We start from the raw sequence: 20,479 nt of genomic DNA, 5'->3' as shown, positions 1-20,479 counted from the left end.
CTAGTTCGCAAGATGGCAGCGGGAGTTGCCACCCTGGCGCTGGCGCAGCCTCGCTGTCCTAGTCGTGAGCCCCCAGCAGCCGGCACGGTCACCACCCACCCTGGCTGACTATCCCGCCGGTCCAAGGACATCATCTGCATGGGCGAAGCAATCCCCACGCAGGATCCCAAAGCCGTAGTCCTCCGCCCAACCATTGGCCTGCGCATTTGGCGGTCGAGCACACTGCAGAAGGAAGTCCCTGATTGCCTGTGGCGAACGCTTGGGGTTGCCGGGCTCGTAGGGGTAGCGCGATCGCAGTGCTGCCACGATGCCTGCGGCGACAGCGCACGCAGTCGAGGTGCCCGTGTCGACGAAGCCACTGCCCTCGGCCTCAGAGCCAAGAAAGTGGGTGTAGGTGACGAGGTCAGGTTTCTCGCGAGTCAGCGTGCCTGGACCGCGCGACGAGTAGCCTATGACGGCATCGTCCTTGCGAACTCCCCCAACACACAACGCCTGCGGATGCGAGTTGGCGCCGTTAATCACGTCGAAACCCTCAACATCCAGCGCGCACCCGTCGTGCGGACATTCGGCGCCGCAGTTGCCAGCAGCGAACACGATGTCCGCACCAGCCGCCGCCAGGGCCGTGACGGACTTGTTGAAGGGATGATTCGGATTGTCGTGATAGCGGCCCTCATGAGTCGCCGGAAAATCCGTCGCCGGATCCGTGACAGCCCAACTGTTGTTGACCACCAGGGAGCGAAAGCCCCTAACCTCAGGCGAAATCTCCGTGAGCAGTGTCGTCAGATGCTTGTAGGACTGGGTGGCAGCGGCGAGCGTGTCGTCGATGTGCGAGCCATCCCCAATGTCCTCTCTCTTGCGACGCATCGCATGATCGAGCAGCGTTGCCTTTGGGGCGGACAGGAGTGCGGCGAATGCGCACTGGGTGCCGTGCCCTACCGGCGCCTTGCCAACGGGGAAGTCGTGACATGGGTCCGGCGTCCAGCTGTACTTGGACTTGAAGCGTACTTGGTGCGGAGGATGATGCGGCAGCTGAGTGCCCAAGTGTTCGACGTTGATGCCCTTGTCCACGATGGCGATCGCTACACCGTCGCCCACCATGGGCTCGAGATGGCTGCTGGGAGCAGGCGCGCCGTGCAGCTGATCCAGCTTTAGAAGGGCTGACACTTCTTCCAAGCTAGCCACCGGGTGGCCGGCTGGGCAGGACTGGGCCCAGCTGACTCTCGGGTTGGAGAAGACCTTGCCTGCTGCGCGCTTGACGAGGCGATCAAGATCGCTCAGATCGATGCGCCCGCGCGCCAGAAAGACCTTGTCAGCGTCCTCCCCACCCCGTGAGGGCGCGATGAGCGACGGGATGACCTCAAAGGTAGTGGGCAGCGTGCCCAAGCGATCGCGAAACAGCGATAGCACCGATTTAGCGTTATCGGATTTGCCTCGTGTGCGGCTGCCAATCGCCCTAGCAACAGCGACCACCTTCGGACTTGCGGGCAACTCCAGCAACACTTCGAGGCTTCTCTCAACGGGCATGGCTTTTCCTTACAAGGCTGGCAATCCACGGTGTGGTGGGACGGCTGCTTTAGCACCTTGGGTTAGGAGTGGACTGAGAACCTGGATCCTCTCACTACCGGCTCGACACTCGAGACCGACGAGCAGCCAAACGACGATGCCGGCACCACCCAGAACACCTCCGTCCGCCCTCTTCCGGCTCACTCAAGCTGGCGTCGCAGGCAGTCCGCGGGATGTCCATCTAACATAATCTAACTCATGCGCCCGCGCCCCGTTGGGAGATACTCAGCTGGTGCGGAGCAGCCAAGAACCGCCGAGCGCGGACCTTAGGAAATTGACCTCTACCGCAACCGCCGACACCGACCGCCAACCTACTCTTTAACCTAGCTTGGCTCCCCGATCCGCCGGAATCTAGCCAATGAGGCGGGCCCCGATACACTTCAATCACTATGATAGCCTAGCAGTGAGAAGTGATAACAACGCCGGAGAGAGGGAGATCAGAATCCTCACCGGCTGGCTCAACCAGCAAGGAAGGCGAAGTAGATGGCAAGCGCAACGATGACATGCCTGGGCGTCATGGGTTTGGTTCAGGAACGTCAGCCGGAGGGGCAAGGCTTCCACACCTGGCAAGCGGTCCTACCCGACGTGCGCCGTGGGGTCGGGGATTCGAGGCGTCTGCGCCGTAGCATTTCACCCCACCTGGCGGGCGTCGCGATTGAGGCAAGCAACATCATCCCCGAAGGCACTACCCGGACACCTGACCATAGGAACGTCGGCGGCAGCCCGTTTCCCCAATCCAAACGTTTCGATATCTTTCTTTTCGACCGCGAACTGCTAACCGTTGAGGGAATCACCGACCCGGTGCTGGAATCCTCGTTAACGCCCTTCAAGTCGACTTCTACCTTGTCGTCTGAGGAGGTTCACAGGGACCGCAGCCATAGTTTCCCCCTGCAGCACGACATGCGCTGGCTTCCAAGCCTTCGAGACCTACATGCCAACGACCCGGACGTGGGTGTCTTCGACCGCGCGCGAGTACTAGACGGCGCTTTTCCTAGGGCACCCACTGACAAGCGCGCACACCGCTGGGCGGTGGCGACGGTGCCGATCACAAGGGGGCAACTGCGAGTCCACAATGTCGAAGGCAGCAAGTTCGAATTCATAGACGACAAGCAGGCAATCGTCTGGCATCAGGACGTCTACAAGTCGTTGCGTTGGTCCTTCGAAGCGGACGCGCCGAAGTTGCGCTTCCGAAGAGCGGCCGATGACGAGGGCACGGTGATCGCGTTAACCGGCGCATCGATCAACATGATGCTACTGAACTGGGACAAGGACGACGTTTTGGCTCCTGCGACCCGCCAGTTCGAGTCTGAGTGGAACGCACTAGTGAGTCGGGGGCCCTACAGAAGCCGTCCGCAAACGCTGGAGCACAGGACTCATATCACCGATTACGACTTTGCCGCCGCGTACTTCTTGGGCCGCGACCTGCCAAACCGACACGTCGTCGTACCTCGCCGACGCTCCGGCCTTGAAGGCGTGTCGACGCGCACCAGCACGTGCAAGAGTCCGAGGCTTACTGACGGCGGTTAGGGGTACGGCGCTCCCCCGCGCGCTCACACGGCGATCGGGCTTCGGCACGATCGCCACTGCGCGAAACTGCCGTCGACTCGACCGGTCGCTGGGCGGCGCCCGGTCAGCGCCACCCTAAATGCCAACGATGTGCCTGGGCGGTGAGCCTCAAAGACCGCTCTCCTGCGACGACTCCAGCGCCACCCCTAGGTGACGCGCAGTGAACGCATACTCGTCCGCCAGCTCCTCGATCACCATCCACGTGGGCTTACCCGAGCCGTGACCAGCGCGCGTCTCGATGCGGATAAGCACGGGCTTGTCGCCCTCATGGGCCTCCTGTAAGCGGGCGGCGAACTTGAAGGAATGCCCCGGTACAACGCGGTCGTCCGTATCGGCCGTGGTGACCAACGTGGCCGGATACGCCGTGCCGTCTTTCAGGTTGTGGTATGGCGAGTAGCCGAGCAGGTAGCGGAACATCTCCTTCGACTCGTTGCTGGAGCCGTAGTCGTCGGTCCAGTAGCGCCCCGCCGTGAAAGCATCGAAGCGCAGCATGTCCATGACGCCCACTGCGGGCAGGGCCACGGCGAACAGGTCCGGACGCTGCGTCATAGCCGCGCCAACCAGCAGACCTCCGTTGGAACCGCCCTTGATCGCCAAACGTTCGCGCGAGGTATAGCCCGCATCGATCAGGTGCTCGGCGGCGGCAATGAAGTCATCAAAGACCTTCTGCTTGTTCATCTTCTTCCCAGCGTCGTGCCACTCGCGGCCGTACTCGCCCCCGCCGCGCAGGTTGGCGACGGCGTAGACCCCGCCCATTTCCAGCCAGGCGAGGCGACTCACGCGGAATCTGGGCTTGAGCGAGACGTTAAACCCACCGTAACCGTAGAGGATCGTTGGGTTAGTGCCGTCGAGATCGATGCCCTTGCGGTGGGTCACAAACATCGGGATCTTGGTGCCATCCTTCGATGCGTAGAAGACCTGCCGTGTCTCGTAGTGCTCTGGGTCGATGTCGAGATCGGGACGGAAGTGCAGACTGGTCTCACCCGTGAGCAGGTCGTAGCGGTAGATGGACGGCGGCGTAGCGAAGCTGGAGAACGTGTAGAAGGTCTGGGTGTCGCCGCGCTCACCGTTGAAGCCCGCTGCCGTGCCGATGCCGGGCAGCTCCACCGCGCGCACTGCTCGCCCCTGCAGCGTGTAGAGCATCACCTCTGACTTCACATCGCTCAGGTAGCGACATACCAGCAGGTTGTTGACCATGCCCACGGTTTCCAGCACCGCCTGCGACTCGGGCACGAGCTCGCGCCAATGCTCCACTGCCGGCTGGCGCAGATCGATGGCAACTACCCGTCCCCGAGGGGCCTTGTAGTTGGTCTTGAAGTAAAGCACCGGGCCATCGTTCTCAATGTAGCGGTAGCTGTTGTCGAAATTATCGATGAGCGGCACGGGCGCCGCGTGGCGCTGCTCGAGGTCTTTCACGTACACGCGGGATCGGTCATCGGTACCGACGCTGATGGCAATCAGGAGATAGCGGCCGTCCCCAGTGACCTGGGCGCTGTAGTTCCAACCGGGATTCTCCGGTCGCCAGTACACCACCACATCGTCTGCTTGAGGAGTACCCAGGCGGTGGTACATGACCTTGTTCTGCAGATTGAGGCCTGTGAACGCCGCGCCTTCCTGCGGGTCGGGGTATTTGCTGTAGAAGAACCCCTGGCCGTGCTTCTCCCAGGAGACCGTCGTGAATTTGAGGTACCGAAGTTCGTCTGCGAGGTCTTCACCTGCAGTGATGTCGCGCACACGCCAGGTGCGCCAGTCCGACCCCGACTCCTGGACGGCGTAGGCTGCGTAGCGCCCGTCATCGCTCACCACCACTTCGCCGAGGGCCCTGGTGCCGTCCTCACTCCAAGCATTGGGGTCGAACAACACGCGCCAGGGCCCCTCCGCGCTGGCCCCTTCGTACATCACGTAGTGGTCCTGCAAGCCACCGTTTCGGAAATGAAACCAGCGACCGCCCACCTCGTAGGGCGCGGACTGCTTTTCGTAGTTCCACAGTGCTGTGAGGCGCTGGCGTAGATCGTCGCGCCCGGGAAGTTGTTCGAGATAAGAGAAAGACACCTCGTTCTGAGTTGACACCCAGTCGCGCACGCCCTCGGCGTTGCGCACATCTTGCTCAAGCCAGCGATAGGGATCGGGGACTCTCACCCCGAAGTACTCGTCGATCTGATCGACCTTCGTCGTGTCGGGATAGTCAACTGACTGCGCCTGAACTCGAAGGCTCGACGACGTGCACACGAGCAACGCGCAAAGAACAGCGGGGAAGGCACGCGGCGCGAGCGGTGGTCGAAGCGTCATGAACATCATGGGTCCTCCTACTGGGGTCGAGACTAGCGCGGTAGGCGCAGTGTTAGGGTCGCGGACGCAGGGCAGCCTCGCGGCCAGGGATAGGATCATCGAAGGAGAAGGGCGTCTCCACCGGTGGGTTCTCCTCGGCTTGCGATATGAGCGTTGCAAGCCTATCCGCGTCCAAGGCAGTGAACGTGCCCATTTGCCGAATGCTCTCAGCCCCACAGTAGCCGACCCAGATAGCCTGCGACAGGACCTCCAGCGCTGTGTCTTGCTGCCCATACTCGGCGCGCACGCGCGCCATCTCGAACAGCATCTGCGCCGTGAACGGATGGCGCTCGCCGTGGGTTTCCCGTGCACTCGTCAACGCCTTCGTGATGTACCCCTCTGCGTCAGCGAGGCGGTCGAGTTGAGCGAGGCAGAGGGCCAGTCGAAAGTAGGCCTTGATCGTGGAAGCGTGCGTTGGGTCAAAGCTGATCGAGAAGCCATCTCCCGCTTCGAGATAGGCCTCGCTCGCTTCCATAGGAAGCCCCTGCGCTAGGTGCGCATCCCCGAGGTGCAGCAGGGACAAAAGCGTGTTGGGGTGGATATCGCCCTCAACCTCGCGCTGCGTCTCGATCACCCGGTTCAGGCGCTCGACGGCCTCGCGAAGGCGACCGGTGAGCAGGTAGACGCGAGCCAAGTAGTACCGGGTGAGCACGGCCCTGGGATGATCCTCGCCCTCCACCCGATTGACTACCGGGATCAGGTCGGTGAACAGCGCTTGCGCTTCGCCGTAGCGTCCCATGTCGGTATACAGCACGCCAAGGTTGCCGAGCGAGCTCAGGGTGCTGGGACTTTCCGGGCCCGTGATGCGCCGCGACGCCTCAATGACCTCCCTCAGGAGCAGGGCAGCGGCTTCGTTGTCTCCCAAGGTCGCGAGCGACCCGGCGAGACTACTCATGGCGTTCAGCGTGCGGGGATGATCGGGCCCCAGCGTGCGTCTCAATCCCTCATACGCCGTCCTGATGTAGGGAAGCCCATCCTCCGCACGTCCCGGCACGCGGTGGCGTCGCACGAAGCGCGAGGCGTGGTAAGACCAGGCTGGCGGTCGAGCCTCGATGGGCTCGTGCCGCAGGTACCGCTCGATATCGCGCGCGAGATCGCGGGTGGAGGCGTAGCGTTGCGCGGAATCCGGGGCGGTCGCCTTCAGCACGATCGCATCGAGATCGCCCGCGATCGTGCGCGCGAGCCCTGCAGGCGCAACGCGTCGCAGGCGCGCGATCACGGCTAGGCACTCTTCAGGCTGCTGAGATAGCAAGTCGCTGGACCGACAGATCGACCGCTGCGCAGGCGTTCGACCAATGCGCCGATCGAGTCGCTGCGGTCGAAGGGCAACTCCCCACTGACCAACTCGCACAGCACCAAGCCGAGGGAGTAGATGTCGCTTCGGGTGTCGAGGACCGTTGCTCGCTAGCGCCTAGCGCCTCCGGGCTCATGTAAACGGGTGACCCCGCGATCGACGCCTGACTGACGATGCCGCGCATGGGATTGGAGAATGCCCGAGCGATGCCGAAGTCGATCCCCTTCGCCACAGGCTCGCTGTCCACCTCGGCGATCAATAGATTGGCGGGCTTGATGTCGCGGTGAAGCACGCCCTTGTCGTGCGCGTAAGCCACGCCGGCGCACACCTGGAGGAATAGGTTCAGGCGCAATTCGATGCTAGCGCGAGAGTCGTCGCACCACATGATCAGGCTGCGCGCTTCCTCCACCAACTCCATTGCCACGTAGGGCGTCCCCTCGCCCGTCGTACCGCTGTCGTAGAGCGACGCACTGTTCGGGTGCTGCATACTCGCCATCGCTTGCGCCTCTAGGGCGAAGCGGGCGCGGTCACGTTCCGTATCGAACGCGTGCGTGACTTTGAGGGCGACGCGCCGTTTGATCGGTTCTTGCTGCTGAGCTAGGTACACGGTGCCCATGCCACCAGCGCCGAGATGGCGAAGAATCTGGTACTGACCGATCTGGTCGGGCACGACGGTACTTCTCGCCGGTGGGATGCTATCCGCTGCACCCTCTGCGTCGGCCGTCTTCGCCATGAAATCCGTCCGCTCTAGGCGGGCGTCCCAGGCGAGCGACCACTCGATGTGGGGCGGCAGCTGGGGTGATGCTCGCCCGATCTCAGCAAGCCGAGCCGCCCGCCTCTCCTGGGGTTGATCTAGGACCTCGTCGACCAGCGACTCGATGAGCTTATATTGTTCTTCGGTCAACATCGTGATGGCAAGCTTGCGCCGCGAATGGAACCTTGGAGGAGACTACCATGCTCGACTCGCCTTCTCGGCTGCAGCGCGCCCTGGTGGCCGCCAGGTATTGCCCGGGCCCAACAGGCTTTCGCCGGACGCCAACCATCACCGGTGGTGTGTGAACCCGGCAATCGACTGTTGGAGATGTCATGTCCTGACTGTGCCAGAATTCCGCAATGGAATTGACGATTGTGAAAGGCAAGACGTGTGACCTCATCAAGGTAGTGAGAGACAACGGCGCGGTCGACATCAGTGAGTTTCCAAAAAAGGGGGTCGTACCCCACGATGCCGTGCATTGGATCGTCGAGCGGCACATGGGGATGGTCGCCGGGTTCTGGGGGACTGTCTTCTCCGGGGTAGGCCTAGATGCGGTCGCGGACCGCACCAGGGCTGGGGGTCACGCCAGCTCCACGCGCGCGGTCGCGCCTGATGCCACCATCGTCGAACTGGTCCAGGCGGAGCGGCTGGTGGAGTGCTTCGAGGCTGACATGTGGAGTGTGCCGTCGGCACCGGAAGTGTTCCGAGACGTACTTCGTGCTGCCTGCCTGCAATCCCAGGTTGCGGCACCGGCGATCACTGATGCGGACATCCTGAAGATCCGCAAAGCATTGAAGGCCCTGCACGAATCATGGGGCGCGATACCCCTGGGCACGTCGTTGGGCTTCGGCGTCTGGTCCGCTCCGATCAAATAGAAGCGCTGCCTGGGCGCGCGCGCGCCGGAAACGCCCGACGGACGACCTATCGATGCCCTATCAGGCATCGGCGCCACGAGCAAAGCTAGGGTCAGCGCGGCGGCGGCGCCGACCCTGGCACGTTTAGAAGCGCGGTAGTTCGCCGTTGGCGATCCAGGGCATGCCAAATGCCAAGGCGACGCTGACGAGCAGACCGATCATGGCGCGCACCACGTCGGTCCCCACATCCTTGAGCGCGGCGCGGCGCCCGCGTAGATCCGTCAGCACGGCAATGGCCAGCTCGCGCCCCGCCAGCAACCCGAGGAACACCCAAGTGGTACTCATCGGAATATCGTTCAGCTGCTTGAAGTAAAACAGTACGCAGCCGTAAACGAAGTCGATCAAGGTAGCGGCGCGGATGTCGGTGGTGTGCGTCTTGGTGAGGACGATCTTCTGTATCTCGCCGCCCCGTGTGGCGAAGACGTAGGCGTGCAGAACCAGCATCGTCCCGGTAGCGAACAGCAGCAAGGTGGGAGTGAAGCTCACCTGCACACCGTCGGCAAGCTGTACCGTTTCCCGCGGGAGGTAAATGAATATGTTCGCCAGATCCTGCATCAGCCACTGGGACCAGAGGAAGGCCGTAGAGCTCCATTGCAGGATGGCCCAGTGCACGCCCGGGGGACGGTCACCCGTGCGACGAATCCACCGCTCGAAGGTTCGGCTAATGAGTGCGTAAAGTAATGCTCCAGAGGCGAAGGCGACGAGCCAGCCGAGCGCCGACTTGGTCAGCATGGACTGGAGCACGCCCTCGGTGGCTGCGCCGCCAGTCACCGCGAACATCGTGAGCACCATAAACGTGGTGGACACAGGGATGCCCAGCTGCGTGAGGGCGAGGAGGAACAGCGGGGGCACGGCATGCCACCACTGGATGCCCGTCTGCGGGTATGGAATGGTGTTTAGGCGGCCGAAGGCTATGTCGCCGTCCAGCGTAAAGAAGCCCCAGACCATGATGGCGACGATGATCGAGCTGGCGTAAAGCCAAAGCACCCACCAGGGACGGTTACTGTTCGAGCTGAGGAAGGTGCCCAGCGTTTGAATAGCGTCGTTGGCAACGATGGAGTACGCCGCGAGAAGGAAGCCTACAACTGCAAAGATCTCGATGCTCAAGGAGCTGGCCTGGTGCTAGTCCTGACTTTTGTCCACCGGTAGACCGGTCCGTGTCAAAGGCAGCAGGCTGCCCGAGCGGGATTCTACCGATCTTCGCCTTCGAGTCCATAGAGACGAACGAATCTCCATTAGTCTCCGGGCGTTGCCTCTGCCGCCGGGTCATCTACGCGCAGCTTTCGAAGTGGCTCAGCCGGTGGAAGCGCATCCGTGTGCCCGGGCCGAAGGGGCCCGTGGCCTGAACATCAAGAGCCGCTACGGCTCTCGCCATAGCAGACCATCGGGATCAGGGCGTTGGATGATGAGGGTGTCCGCTGGGTCCTGAAGTGGAGAGAGCCCCCTTCGGGACCCGGGTTAGCTGGGGTCGCAGAGTAGTCGCGACCAAGGACCCTGCCAGCTCGGCGCCCGCCAGGCACCCCAGAACTGCACGGCATCATCGGCGCACATTCCGGGCGAAGCGGATTGTTAAAGTCCGATGACAGTCCCCCGGAATGGTCCGACCTCGACGGTACTTCCCGCCCCAGCCATGGCACGAAGCCCCACAGTTGGCTGGGTAGGCTGGGCGTTGGGCCACTTCAACAGCATCCGCGAAGACGATGAGCATCGGCAAGGCATCGCCATCAGGATTGCCCAGCGGGCGCAGGCACGTGGCCACTGCAATGGCCTTGAACAGGAGTCAGCACGCAATAGATGCCCACTGGCGCCGCCGGCTCGGCATCTGCTGGCGCATTAGTGATCGCTGCTCCTCCTGGACCACACCAAGTGCTCTTCCATCTGCGAGTCGGTCAGCACGTCCGATAGCTGGGCCCGTACGCTCTCCTCGATCTTCTAGATCTCATCGCGCAGCGCGTGCATCTTCTTTCGGTCACGGCGCGAGCGGCCGCCACCGCCTTCGATGCCGCCTTTTTCGTCGCTGAAAGGACGTACCTCCATGCTGTCGCGCAAAAATCGACTCAAACTCCGGTTCCTGGTCCGCCGTTAGCGCTAGTGCCCTGAGTTAGAAGTTCGTTGATGAATTCGCACGCGAGTTTTTGTCCCTGAGCGCGGCGCGAGGACGAGCGTGGCAGGTCCCACGGGAGGAGGAGCAACGTGTTCTGGGGCGAAATGGGGCCGCGAAGTCATCAACGAACTTCTAACTCAGGACACTAGGCGTTCCTTGATCTCACTCAGCTGCGTCCGCATTTGCCCTGCATCGCGCCGCTGTGTGCTTGAGCATGGACGGCGTTGAAGGCCGGCGCACCGGCAATGAACGCCAGGGCGACCGCTGTTGTCAGATTTCGCATCGCTCACGCCTTCGGATAGGGTCGAGGCCTCCAGAACGGCCTCACCTCCCTTTTGACGCTTGGCTGGGTCCTTTCCTTCCACCGCTACCCGCAGATGACCGCCCGCAAGCCAAGCGTCGGACCGGAAGGCGATGGGCGCGACTGCGCATGCAGCTGGTGCGAAGGCGCCCGCTCCGGTGCGCCGGGAAGTGCTTCGCGCGATACGAACCACCCACGACGCTCTTCTCTCCCAGTGCGAAGTGGGCTAGCGTTTCCTATCCCTCAGCCGTCGAGCGTCAACCATGCGACTGCACCTCTCCACCTGGCAAGAAGTGGAATCCTATCTCCAGTCCAGCACGTCGATTCTCATTCCCATCGGGTCCACAGAGCAACACGGCCCTACTGGCCTCATCGGAACGGACGCGCTATGCCCAGAGATCATCGGTGCTCTGGCCGCCGATGAAAGCGGTCTGTTGATGGCACCAACATTCAACGTGGGTGTCGCGCAACACCACATGGAGTTTGCGGGTTCCATGACCCTAAGACCCTCAACGTTCATTGCCAACATGGTGGACTGGGTCGACTCGCTGGCGAAGCACGGCTTCACCCACTTCTATTGGCTGAACGGGCACGGCGGCAATATCGCCACCATCAATGCCGGCTTTGCAGAGATTTACGCGAGCCGTTCTTTGCAGACAGGCAACAGCAAACCCCGGGTTAGGTGCCTACTGCGTAATTGGTGGGACGGCAAGGAGACCTTCGCGAAGTGCAAGGCGCTGTACGGAAGGGCGCACGGTGCTCATGCCACGCCTTCCGAAGTCGCTGTCACGCAGTTTGCCTATCCAGAGCACATCAAGCGCGCGGCGCTGTCTCCTCAGATTGCCCCAAGCGGGGAGTTTACCGACGCTGAGGACTATCGGCAGTGTTTCCCGGACGGTCGCATTGGCTCCAATCCAGGGCTAGCGACCCCGCAAGATGGAGAGGTCATCGCCAAACTTGCGGCCCGAGAGGTCGCCGAGGACTTCAAGCGCTTCGCCAGTGCTCGTTGAGCTCTGGTAACCGATCCGGGCAGGTAGCGATGCCTTGTCGAACTACATACCTCCGCTTGCGCGTGCGCCGTGAGAGCTTCGCCGCGAACCCTTGAGAAGCCGCTCTATGAAAACACTGATTGTGCAGGGCTCTTCCCGCCCGTTTGGCGATACCTACCAAATCGCTATGCAGTTGGCCCGACAGCTCGATGCGGACCATATCGATCTCCTCGACTACCGGATTTACCCGTTTCGCTACGAGCAGAAGTACCCCTCTGACGATGACTTCATTCAGCTTGTGGAAACGAAAGTGCTAGCTTGCCGGCAGACCGTATTCGCCAGTCCCATCTACTGGTACTCGATGTCTGGCTCCATGAAAGTCTTCTTCGATCGCCTGAGTGACCTACTCAAGAGCCGCACAGACCTTGGGCGACAGCTCAGGGGCAGGCGGATGTCCGTATTGTCCGTTGGTGCAGATGCAACGGCTTACCCTTCTTTCCTCGCTCCCTTTCGTCTCTCCGCGGAGTACTTGGGCATGGACTACGGCCCGCAGTGGCACGGCTGGCTCGAGGACGGGGAAGCACAGATCACCGAGCAGTAACCCAACCCGCAGCGGAACGAGCGTTGCCGGTGGCGCGCAGCCAGAAGACGGCGGAGGATCGACGGGTCGAGGCCGCCCCCGTTACCTGGCACTGGATGGCCGCAGCGTTGATGCCAGCACCCTTCGAGATGAGCGCGGCTAGCGCCTATTGGCGTGAGCCACCCTTACGGTATTGGCGGTCCGAAGAGTACGTAGACCTCGCCTGTGTTTTCCCGGGTGCCGCGGTCAGCGCCACCAGCGCTCACGGCAAGATCGGGACGTCCATCGCCGTTGAAGTCCTGGAGCACCGCCATGGCGCGACCGCTGCTGTCGTCCGGGTCAATACCGTACACCACGAAGCCCTCGCCGCCGTCGCCACCATTTTCCGCCAGCAGGCGATCCACTGGCGCGATGGAGGGCCAATCGGTCAGCCCAAAAATCACGTAGGTGGCACCCGCATCGGCGCCCCCCGGCCCGTCATCACCAATAGCTGATACCAGGACGTCCGAGATGCCATCACCATTGAGGTCGCCGCCGGCGCCCCTTGCACCGATCAGCGCCGATATGTCGCCCTCGCCCTGACCGTCCTCAAGCGTCCCCACCAGTACGCCGCGGCTCCCGTCCCCGCCCTCAAAGGGACTGAAGGACTCGACGAAGATGTCCGAGGGCAGGCCGCCGGCACTGCCAAAGACAAGGTAGACCTCACCGATGCCGCCATTGATGAGGCTGTTGTCAAACAACAGATCACCAACGCCATCGCCGTTTGCATCTCCAGCGGATACTACGTCGGCGATGGCGTCGATCGTATTGGGTTGACCGTGGATCACAGTGCCTATGGACCCGTCACCGCCGTTGATGCCGTACAGGTCAATCGTGTCGATGACCGGTTCCCCGACATCCCTTCGGCCAAACACGATGAAGCCCTTGCCCGGCCCGCTTCTGTCTGCGGGCTCCAACCCAAGCGCGGCAGTCATGGCGACATCGTCGATACCATCGCCATTTACATCCCCGGCGCATGCGACATCTGTGCCCAGGGCATCGAAAAACGATGGACCGAGGATTGCAAAGCCCTCGCTGCCGTCACCGCCGAACTCGGGATACAGGCGGTCGGTCCAGAACTCTGCGCCGAAGCTCTCTTCACGCCCGAACACGACGAAGACCACGCCCCGCGCAAAGGAATCGCCGTCCGGAGCTTCACTGCCTGGCGCCCCAACGATGAAGTCGCCGATGCCGTCCCCGTTGACATCGCAGTTGCCGGCGATGGCGCTGCCGAAGTAGGCGCCGGGTTCCAGTCGTCCACGCAGTACGAAACCCTCGCTGCCATCACCACCGCCAACTGTCAGCAGGTCCTTTAGGTCAATCAGTGGCGCGAACCCATCAGCGCGACCGAAAAGCACGAAGACCTCGCCACCGAACGGGCTCTGCGAGAGGTTGTGACGCGTGCCGATGAGCAGATCATCGAAGCCATCGCCGTTGAGGTCACCTGCAGAGGCCACGTCCGAGCCAGCCTCGCCCTCCGCAAAGGCCCCCCGTAGAACAAAACCGCGACTGCCGTCACCGCGCCCAGGCAGCAGGTTTGCGAGATCGAATATGGGTTCGATGGGCTCGCTCCGCCCAAAGATGACGAAGGCGAAACCGATATCGCCCTGCCCAGTGCCCATGCGATCGAGCGGTGCGCCCAGGATGAGGTCGCTGAGGCCATCTCCGTTTACATCGCCCGCACTGCTCAGCGTGTACCCGATCTGCTGCCCCTCAAAGGGCCCCACGAAAATGGTGCCGCGCGTGCCGTCACCGCCCGCGACAGGCCGAAGGTCGCTCAGCAGGAATTCCGCGGGCCAACCTTCGTCAGCCGCCAGCGCGGCGCTAGTGCTCAGCAATGCTAGTCCGCAGAGGCTAGCGGTCACCTGATACAGGGTGCGCGCTACCATCGTGTTGCTTGGTTTGCTCTTGTTACTCATCTCGGGTCCCTCTGTAGTCGGTAAGCGACAGATGAGTCGTCAGCCGAGGTATCTCTTGGGCACGAGCTGCCGACGAGTGAGTGGCTGCTATAGGTCTGTTGGTCTTACCACTCGATTAGCGCGTTCCAAGTTACCACTGCCCCGCTCCAGTTCCAACGGGGCTGAGGCCCCGAGTGTCTCGCGGCATCGCTGACGCCACGAAGAGCGGACGGCGGAGGAAGGCCTGCACGGCGCCTTGCATACGCCTCAGCTTTAGTCACTGATCATGGCCGCTAGGCTGTTTCTGCTGCCGTGCAGACCATTATTGGCAAATGGATCTGCCGGTGGCTCTTGAGCGCAGCGCAGCGCGCCAGGCCGACAGCCCACGAGACTGCCCGGACTTGGCGCGCAATCAGAATGGCCCTAAGTCCCAGAGGAAGGCCGTGACGAGCAGCACGATAGCCGCCGCGCCCATGAGCACAAAGCCCAGTACGGTTCCCAGTCGCACAGGTTCCTGCAACCGCCTAGTAACCGTTCGCACCGTGAGCGCGAGACCGCACAGCGCCGCCAGCAACAACAGCCAAGGCCCGATCGGCGCGGGCCACGCCATCCCGGCGACGAGGGATTCCTCAGCGATCTTGTAAGCCTTGCCAGCGCCAATCCCGAGCAGGGCGAGGCCGCCAACGCCGGTGAGCGCAGTGACGAAGGCCAGCAGCCTCGTCGAGCCGTCGCCGATCGCAAGCCCCTGAGCGCCACCGAAGACACGGATACGGGCAATGACACCAGTAGGGATGAGCAGCAGTCCGATTAGTAGAATCAGCGCCGATGTGCCGGCGGAGACGCCAGCGATGATGAGCGGCTTCTTCTCATCGAGCGCCAGAAGCGAGAACGCGCTGAGTGGCAGGTCTGTCGTCTTGTAGCGGGTGAACTCCGGCGCGCCCGGACCTTCCTCAAAGCACAACGCATCCAGTTGGCCAAGGTCCTGACTCGGGTCGTCGTAGAAGGCCGTGAGCACCTTACCGGAACATTCACTCATGGATCGGGTGGGGCCGTGTCCAGCGTAGGGCACTAGAATCAAACGGCCGTTGGAAAAGCCCGGCGCAATCAACTCGGCAAGCGGCGGCGGCGTGATCGGATCCCAGCGGCCGTTGATGATCAAGGTGGGAATGTCCGTTTGCACTAGCTGATAGTCCGCGCGGTCGCGGGGGGCGGCGCCCCCATCGATGCACGCCTGCGCCAGCGCCTGTGCCCCCTCGAGCGACGACACCGCCGCAGCGACGCGGGGATACTCCTCGAGGTCCTTCGGGAGATCATCGGCCGCCGCCTGGTAGTAGCCGTCGTTGCACCTAATGGCGGAACTCATCCCCTGATCGCCACCGCCTGACAGGATGCCGCCCAGTCCCGTGAAGAGATCGGAGTCACCCTGCTCAAACTTCTCCACGAGATGATCCATCACCGCAGGGATCGCTGGGTACTTGTCCTGCTCATACAGCATCGAGAAGGCAAGGAAGCCGCCAATGTAGGGCGGAAGATGGAACTCCCCCGCCGGGACTACCTCTTCATCCGGCGCGTCGACTCGCAGCCAGGGCGCGTCGAACAGCGCGTCAAAGCGCTCCTCCAGCCCCTCGCAGTGAGGGCCTCCCGTCTCGTCGCACCGCTCGAACAGCTTTTCGAAATCCAGCGCGAGCCACTTACCGAACCGCATGAGCTCTTCGAGGTTGTTCGGAACGATCGCATCGATGACCAGCGCGCGAATGCCGTCGGGATCGATCTGGGTGAGCATCTGGCCGAGATGCGAGCCGTAGGAAATGCCCCAGACATTCCAGGTGTCAAAGCCAAGTGCGCGTCGTAGGGCTCGCACGTCATGGGCGTTCTCAACAGTGTTATAGGCGGAAACATCCACTCCGCGCGCCGTCGCAGCGTCGAGACAGTCACGAATGCGTTGGGCCATCTCCAACTCCGCCTCACGCATGCTCTTCGCCACGGACAGCTCCGGGCGGATTGTGCCAAAGAACGGGCAGAAGGCGCCGCTCTCCTCGATCCCGCGCTGCTGCAGGATGTAGATGTCGCGCGTCTTCAGCAGGTCGTGGTCGATGAAGCGTTTGACGTAGTATGCGACAGGAGCCCCGGGACCGCCCGTGAGATAACCGATGGGGTCGTCGCGCTCCACCAGCTCCTCTTCGTCGTCGTCTCCGTCCTTGTCCTCATCGTCCGGATCCGGTTCCAGCCCGGCCTTGGCGTGCAGCTTGGTGAACAGGAGGCGGATGGTGCGGCTGTCGGGATCGCTGCGGTTCTCCGGCACCTCGATGAACCCGCAGGTAACCTCGCCAGGCTTGTAGTCGACGTCGTCCTTGAATGGACAGACGACGTTGATCGGACCGTTGACACTGTCGTTGAACATGGTCGGGATGGTCAGGTCGAGGGCGGCCGTCGTGCCTCCACCTAGGCCTTCGGACGGCTGAACGTCAAACGCCCTTTGCAGCTCGCGGGCGGGTTGGTCCAAGGCAGGGTCGTCCTGGGCCAGGGCGCCGTTGAAGAGGATCGTGATGAGGACAGCGGTACGGACGAACATGAGAGCAGTTCCGAAAAATTAGGCAGACGCGCAACGGTAGCGGTGCAGCTTCTGTTCCACAAGCGGCGCTAGCCGTCAGAGAACTGCTGAAGCAGGCAGGCGCGTCGCTCGCCGACACCAAAGTGCTCGGCTTGATCCCCTTCGCGTTACCCACTCTCGTATGCCCCACCCTCCCTAGGGGCATGCCACCGCTGACAGGCAGGCCTCCTGCGGGCCTCGGCGCGACGGTGAAGGAGGATCTGTACCCAGTGCTATAGTCTGCGCGGCCGCTGGCGCACTGGAGTAAGGCAATGAGCAACGGACCCGATGTCATCATCCTCGGAGGCGGCCACAACGGCCTGACCTGCGCCGCTTACCTCGCACGCGCGGGGCGCAGCGTCCTGGTGCTGGAAGCGCGCTCACGCGTCGGCGGCGCGGCCGTGACCGAGGAATTCCACCCCGGCTTCCGCAACTCCCTCGCGAGCTACACGGTCAGCCTCCTCAACCCCAAGGTCATCGCCGATCTCGACCTGCACGGCCACGGCCTCGAGATCCGCAATCGGCCCATCGGCAACTTCATGCCCCTCGACAGCGAACGCTCCCTGGCTACCGGCACCGATCTCGCCGGGACGCAGGCGGAGTTCGCCCGCCACTCCAAGCGCGATGCCGAAGCCTTACCCGCCTACTACGACTGGCTGGAGCGAGCCGCCTCCGTCCTGCGCGACATGCTGCTCGAGACCCCACCGAACGTGGGCGGTGGTCTCCTCGATCTGTGGCGCGCAGGACGTCTCGCCAACCGACTACGCAAGCTGCCGCAGCACGATCAGGACGCCGTGTTCCAGCTCTTCACCGCCAGCGCGGCTGACGTGCTCGACGGCTGGTTCGAGAACCCCCACATCAAAGCCCTGTTCGGCTTCGACTCCATCGTCGGCAACTTCTCTACCCCCTACTCGGGCGGCAGTGCTTACGTGCTGCTCCACCACGTGTTCGGCGAGGTGAACGGGGTATCAGGCGCCTGGGGCCATGCCGTGGGCGGCATGGGCGCGATCTCGGAGTCTATTGCTGCCGCTGCCCGCGCGGCGGGTGCAGAGATCCGCTGCGATGCACGGGTCGCCGAGGTACTGGTGAAGGACGGGAAGGTCGCCGGCGTGCGGCTAGAGGACGGCACGGAGGAACGCGCACCTATCGTCTCCGCTAATGTCACGCCGAAGCGGCTGCTGCTCGACCTCTTACCGGCGGGGACGTTGCCATCTGAGGTCCAGCGGCGAGTAGAAAGCACGCGGTATGGCTCTGGCACGTTCCGCATGAACGTCGCCCTCGATCGCCTGCCCACCTTCGCCAGCCGGCCCGCCCCCGGCCCGCACCACAGCGCGGGGATCATCGTCGCGCCGACGCTGGACTACATGGAGCAGGCCTACGTTGACGCCCGTCGTGAAGGCTGGGCGCGTGAGCCCATCGTGGAGATGCTCATCCCCAGCACGCTCGATGACTCACTGGCGCCGCAAGGCCAGCACGTGGCCAGCCTGTTCTGCCAGCACGTGAGTCCCCAGCTGCCGGACGGACGAGAATGGGACGAGGTGCGCGATACGGTCGCCCGGCACATGATCGACACGGTCGATCGCTATGCGCCCGGGTTTGCTGACAGCGTCCTTGGGTATATGGCGCTGAGTCCCGCGGATCTGGAACGCAAGCTCGGGCTTACCGGCGGAGACATCTTTCATGGCGCGCTGGCACTGAATCAGCTTTACAGCGCGCGGCCCATGCTTGGCGCGGCCAACTATCGCATGCCCGTGACGGGGCTCTACTTGTGCGGTAGTGGCGCGCATCCCGGCGGCGGCGTGACGGGGGTGCCCGGTCACAATGCGGCGCGAGAGATTCTGCGGGATCGGGTGGGATGAGAGCACGCAGGGTTGATGGCGCCCGAGGCGAGCGAGCGGCCGCGGACGGGCAGACGCTCGGAGCGAAATGCACTGCGTACGGGCCAGGTCAAGACGCCCAACCTCATGCTGCATCCCCAAGGGTGCAACCCGAAGAGGGTTCAGTAACGGCTAAGGTGCTATCGGTAGCATTGCCCGTACCCAAGTTCACCGTCACCGATAGTGATTGGGGATCCCACGCACCGAGCGCCGCCCGCGCCCACCAAACCGCCGTGAGAAGGATCCGGGATCAACCGGTGTCTGCGGCAAGTAGCAAGTCGCGAACGATGCGCGCTGCTACACATAGGTAGGTGCTCCTCGCGTTGGTCAAGCGAGCGGGCGCGAAGCGGCACGCTTGGGCGCAGTCACTCGCCGGCGTTGTAGAGCACGGCGGAGTAGCTGCGCTTGTCCGTCACGTCCACGTTGCGAGGTTCGCATCGGCGGGACTGTGGGGCAGCTTCAAGGATACACCTGACGGCTGACGCCGTTCGAAAGAGCAGCGGGCAATCCCCTCTCCCGCTATTACTCACGGTTCGCCACCACGCACGCCCGAAAGGCTTCCGTCCAGGCGGGAATTCGGTCCCGCCTTCTGCCGGCGAATTCCGTGTCGACAACCGTTTCGCCTAACGCGTTCTTGAAGACCAATCGGACGGGCTCCCCTTGAGCCACGCGATACAGCAACTCATCGGCCTTTGCGCCGTAGAACCAGAAGCCCGAAAACGCCTGACTGATGTTATCGCTGCCGCGTCGCTTTCCGAACTCAGCTGCCTCTTTCCTATAGCCACCGAATTCGAGGAAAGCCAACTGCTCGTTGGATTGAATCTTCTCGTGGGACCAGACCTTTACGCCGAAGATGGTCTCGCCGATTCGATAGCGGTCTGCGTCGCGGTAACTGGTCTTGGCGAGTATATGGAACATCATCGTTCCAAAGTGGGTGTTGGCCAAGAAACCTTGTTCCTCCGGACGAGCTGAGTTGCCCGAGTTGTACTGCCTCGTCAGCTCGCAATTTCGCTCATCGATTCGAAACCGCCAATCTTCCCAACGCGCGGGCTGGGAACTCCCAAGGGACTCAACACTGATGAGGGCGCCCGCGATAAACACGACGAACGCTCTGGGCAAACGGCGCAGCTATCGCTCCGTTAGTCAGAATCGCCGAAGCACCAGCCTACACCATCGTGTGCATTCGGGGGGACGCCGAATGCACTCTCCGCGCGTGACCACGCTCCTCAAACGACCTCCACCACCAAGGATGATCCGCACTGAAATTGACCGACCGCAGCGACAGCGAAGGGGGGTCAATTTCCCGTGTCGGACTCAATGCGAATATTAGGCTTCACCACGCTAACCAACAACGGCCAACACGCCATACAACCCCAGGAAAGCGCCGACGATGTAAGGGGCATAGTATGTCAACTTTAGAGCAACAGGCACCACCCATCGCTCGAAGCCACTGTGCGAACCCCAGCGACTACAGGTCTTGCTTCGCAAGTTAATCTCGTACCGCTCGAATACAGACTCGACCATATGAACCGGAATCATGGCGACGATAAACCACACGCCAAGGAAGACGAGCTTCCAATGACCATCCGGGATGGAATCTCTAATGCGGCCAACGCGGCAAACGCCGCCGCCGCATAGAGCAGGAGAAGAGCGCGAACCAGGACCGGTTTCCTCGCGAATCC

14 protein-coding genes are annotated in these 20,479 nt (G+C 62.6%); 5 read left to right on the top strand and 9 right to left on the bottom strand.

What is annotated here, in order from left to right:
• Positions 1-108: 108 nt before the first annotated feature.
• The gene (locus AAGA68_23080; protein MEM9387957.1) at positions 109-1,524 is read right to left on the bottom strand and encodes a S8 family serine peptidase; all 1,416 of its coding nucleotides are present in this window, start codon (positions 1,522-1,524) and stop codon (positions 109-111) included.
• 522 nt (positions 1,525-2,046) lie between these two features.
• Here AAGA68_23080 and AAGA68_23075 point away from each other — a divergent pair.
• A complete protein-coding gene (locus tag AAGA68_23075; GenBank protein ID MEM9387956.1) occupies positions 2,047-3,090 on the top strand; it encodes a hypothetical protein in 1,044 nt (347 codons plus the stop codon).
• A 147-nt stretch (positions 3,091-3,237) separates the two neighbouring features.
• On the opposite strand, the gene AAGA68_23070 is transcribed toward AAGA68_23075, so the two are convergent.
• From AAGA68_23070 to AAGA68_23060, 3 genes are read right to left on the bottom strand one after another with little or no spacing between them, the layout of a single operon-like run.
• Entirely contained in the window at positions 3,238-5,427 is a 2,190-nt protein-coding gene (locus AAGA68_23070) for a prolyl oligopeptidase family serine peptidase (GenBank protein MEM9387955.1), read from the bottom strand.
• 43 nt (positions 5,428-5,470) lie between these two features.
• Positions 5,471-6,676 carry a tetratricopeptide repeat protein gene (locus AAGA68_23065; protein MEM9387954.1) on the bottom strand — a complete coding sequence of 402 codons (1,206 nt, stop codon included), beginning with the start codon at positions 6,674-6,676 and terminating at the stop codon, positions 5,471-5,473.
• Between the two features lie 13 nt (positions 6,677-6,689).
• Positions 6,690-7,658: a serine/threonine-protein kinase gene (locus tag AAGA68_23060; protein MEM9387953.1), complete on the bottom strand. Its 969-nt coding sequence runs from the start codon at positions 7,656-7,658 to the stop codon at positions 6,690-6,692.
• 221 nt (positions 7,659-7,879) lie between these two features.
• Between AAGA68_23060 and AAGA68_23055 the strand changes: the two genes are divergently transcribed.
• Positions 7,880-8,380, top strand: coding sequence for a hypothetical protein (locus AAGA68_23055; GenBank protein MEM9387952.1), 501 nt, complete (start codon positions 7,880-7,882; stop codon positions 8,378-8,380).
• Positions 8,381-8,503: 123 nt separating this feature from the next.
• Here the strand turns inward: AAGA68_23055 and AAGA68_23050 are convergent, their stop codons facing one another.
• Entirely contained in the window at positions 8,504-9,526 is a 1,023-nt protein-coding gene (locus AAGA68_23050) for a hypothetical protein (GenBank protein MEM9387951.1), read from the bottom strand.
• A gap of 825 nt (positions 9,527-10,351) precedes the next feature.
• Entirely contained in the window at positions 10,352-10,480 is a 129-nt protein-coding gene (locus AAGA68_23045; GenBank protein ID MEM9387950.1) for a hypothetical protein, read from the bottom strand.
• Between the two features lie 607 nt (positions 10,481-11,087).
• Between AAGA68_23045 and AAGA68_23040 the strand changes: the two genes are divergently transcribed.
• Together AAGA68_23040 and AAGA68_23035 are read left to right on the top strand one after the other, a co-directional pair.
• The gene (locus AAGA68_23040) at positions 11,088-11,834 is read left to right on the top strand and encodes a creatininase family protein (GenBank protein MEM9387949.1); all 747 of its coding nucleotides are present in this window, start codon (positions 11,088-11,090) and stop codon (positions 11,832-11,834) included.
• Positions 11,835-11,940: 106 nt separating this feature from the next.
• A complete protein-coding gene (locus AAGA68_23035; GenBank protein MEM9387948.1) occupies positions 11,941-12,414 on the top strand; it encodes an NAD(P)H-dependent oxidoreductase in 474 nt (157 codons plus the stop codon).
• A 164-nt stretch (positions 12,415-12,578) separates the two neighbouring features.
• On the opposite strand, the gene AAGA68_23030 is transcribed toward AAGA68_23035, so the two are convergent.
• Together AAGA68_23030 and AAGA68_23025 are read right to left on the bottom strand one after the other, a co-directional pair.
• Positions 12,579-14,351: an integrin alpha gene (locus AAGA68_23030; protein MEM9387947.1), complete on the bottom strand. Its 1,773-nt coding sequence runs from the start codon at positions 14,349-14,351 to the stop codon at positions 12,579-12,581.
• A 391-nt stretch (positions 14,352-14,742) separates the two neighbouring features.
• Positions 14,743-16,902, bottom strand: coding sequence for an alpha/beta fold hydrolase (locus AAGA68_23025; GenBank protein MEM9387946.1), 2,160 nt, complete (start codon positions 16,900-16,902; stop codon positions 14,743-14,745).
• Between the two features lie 290 nt (positions 16,903-17,192).
• On the opposite strand from AAGA68_23025, the gene AAGA68_23020 reads away from it, so the two are divergent.
• The gene (locus AAGA68_23020; GenBank protein ID MEM9387945.1) at positions 17,193-18,779 is read left to right on the top strand and encodes an NAD(P)/FAD-dependent oxidoreductase; all 1,587 of its coding nucleotides are present in this window, start codon (positions 17,193-17,195) and stop codon (positions 18,777-18,779) included.
• 540 nt (positions 18,780-19,319) lie between these two features.
• On the opposite strand, the gene AAGA68_23015 is transcribed toward AAGA68_23020, so the two are convergent.
• On the bottom strand, positions 19,320-19,742 hold the full coding sequence (locus AAGA68_23015) for a hypothetical protein (protein ID MEM9387944.1): 423 nt from the start codon (positions 19,740-19,742) through the stop codon (positions 19,320-19,322).
• Between the last annotated feature and the right edge of the window lie 737 nt (positions 19,743-20,479).

This window comes from Pseudomonadota bacterium, assembly GCA_039193195.1.
GTDB lineage: Bacteria > Pseudomonadota > Gammaproteobacteria > Steroidobacterales > JBCBZW01 > JBCBZW01.
The sequence above is the reverse complement of the archived record's forward strand: the minus strand, read 5'-3'. Positions and strand labels throughout refer to the sequence as shown.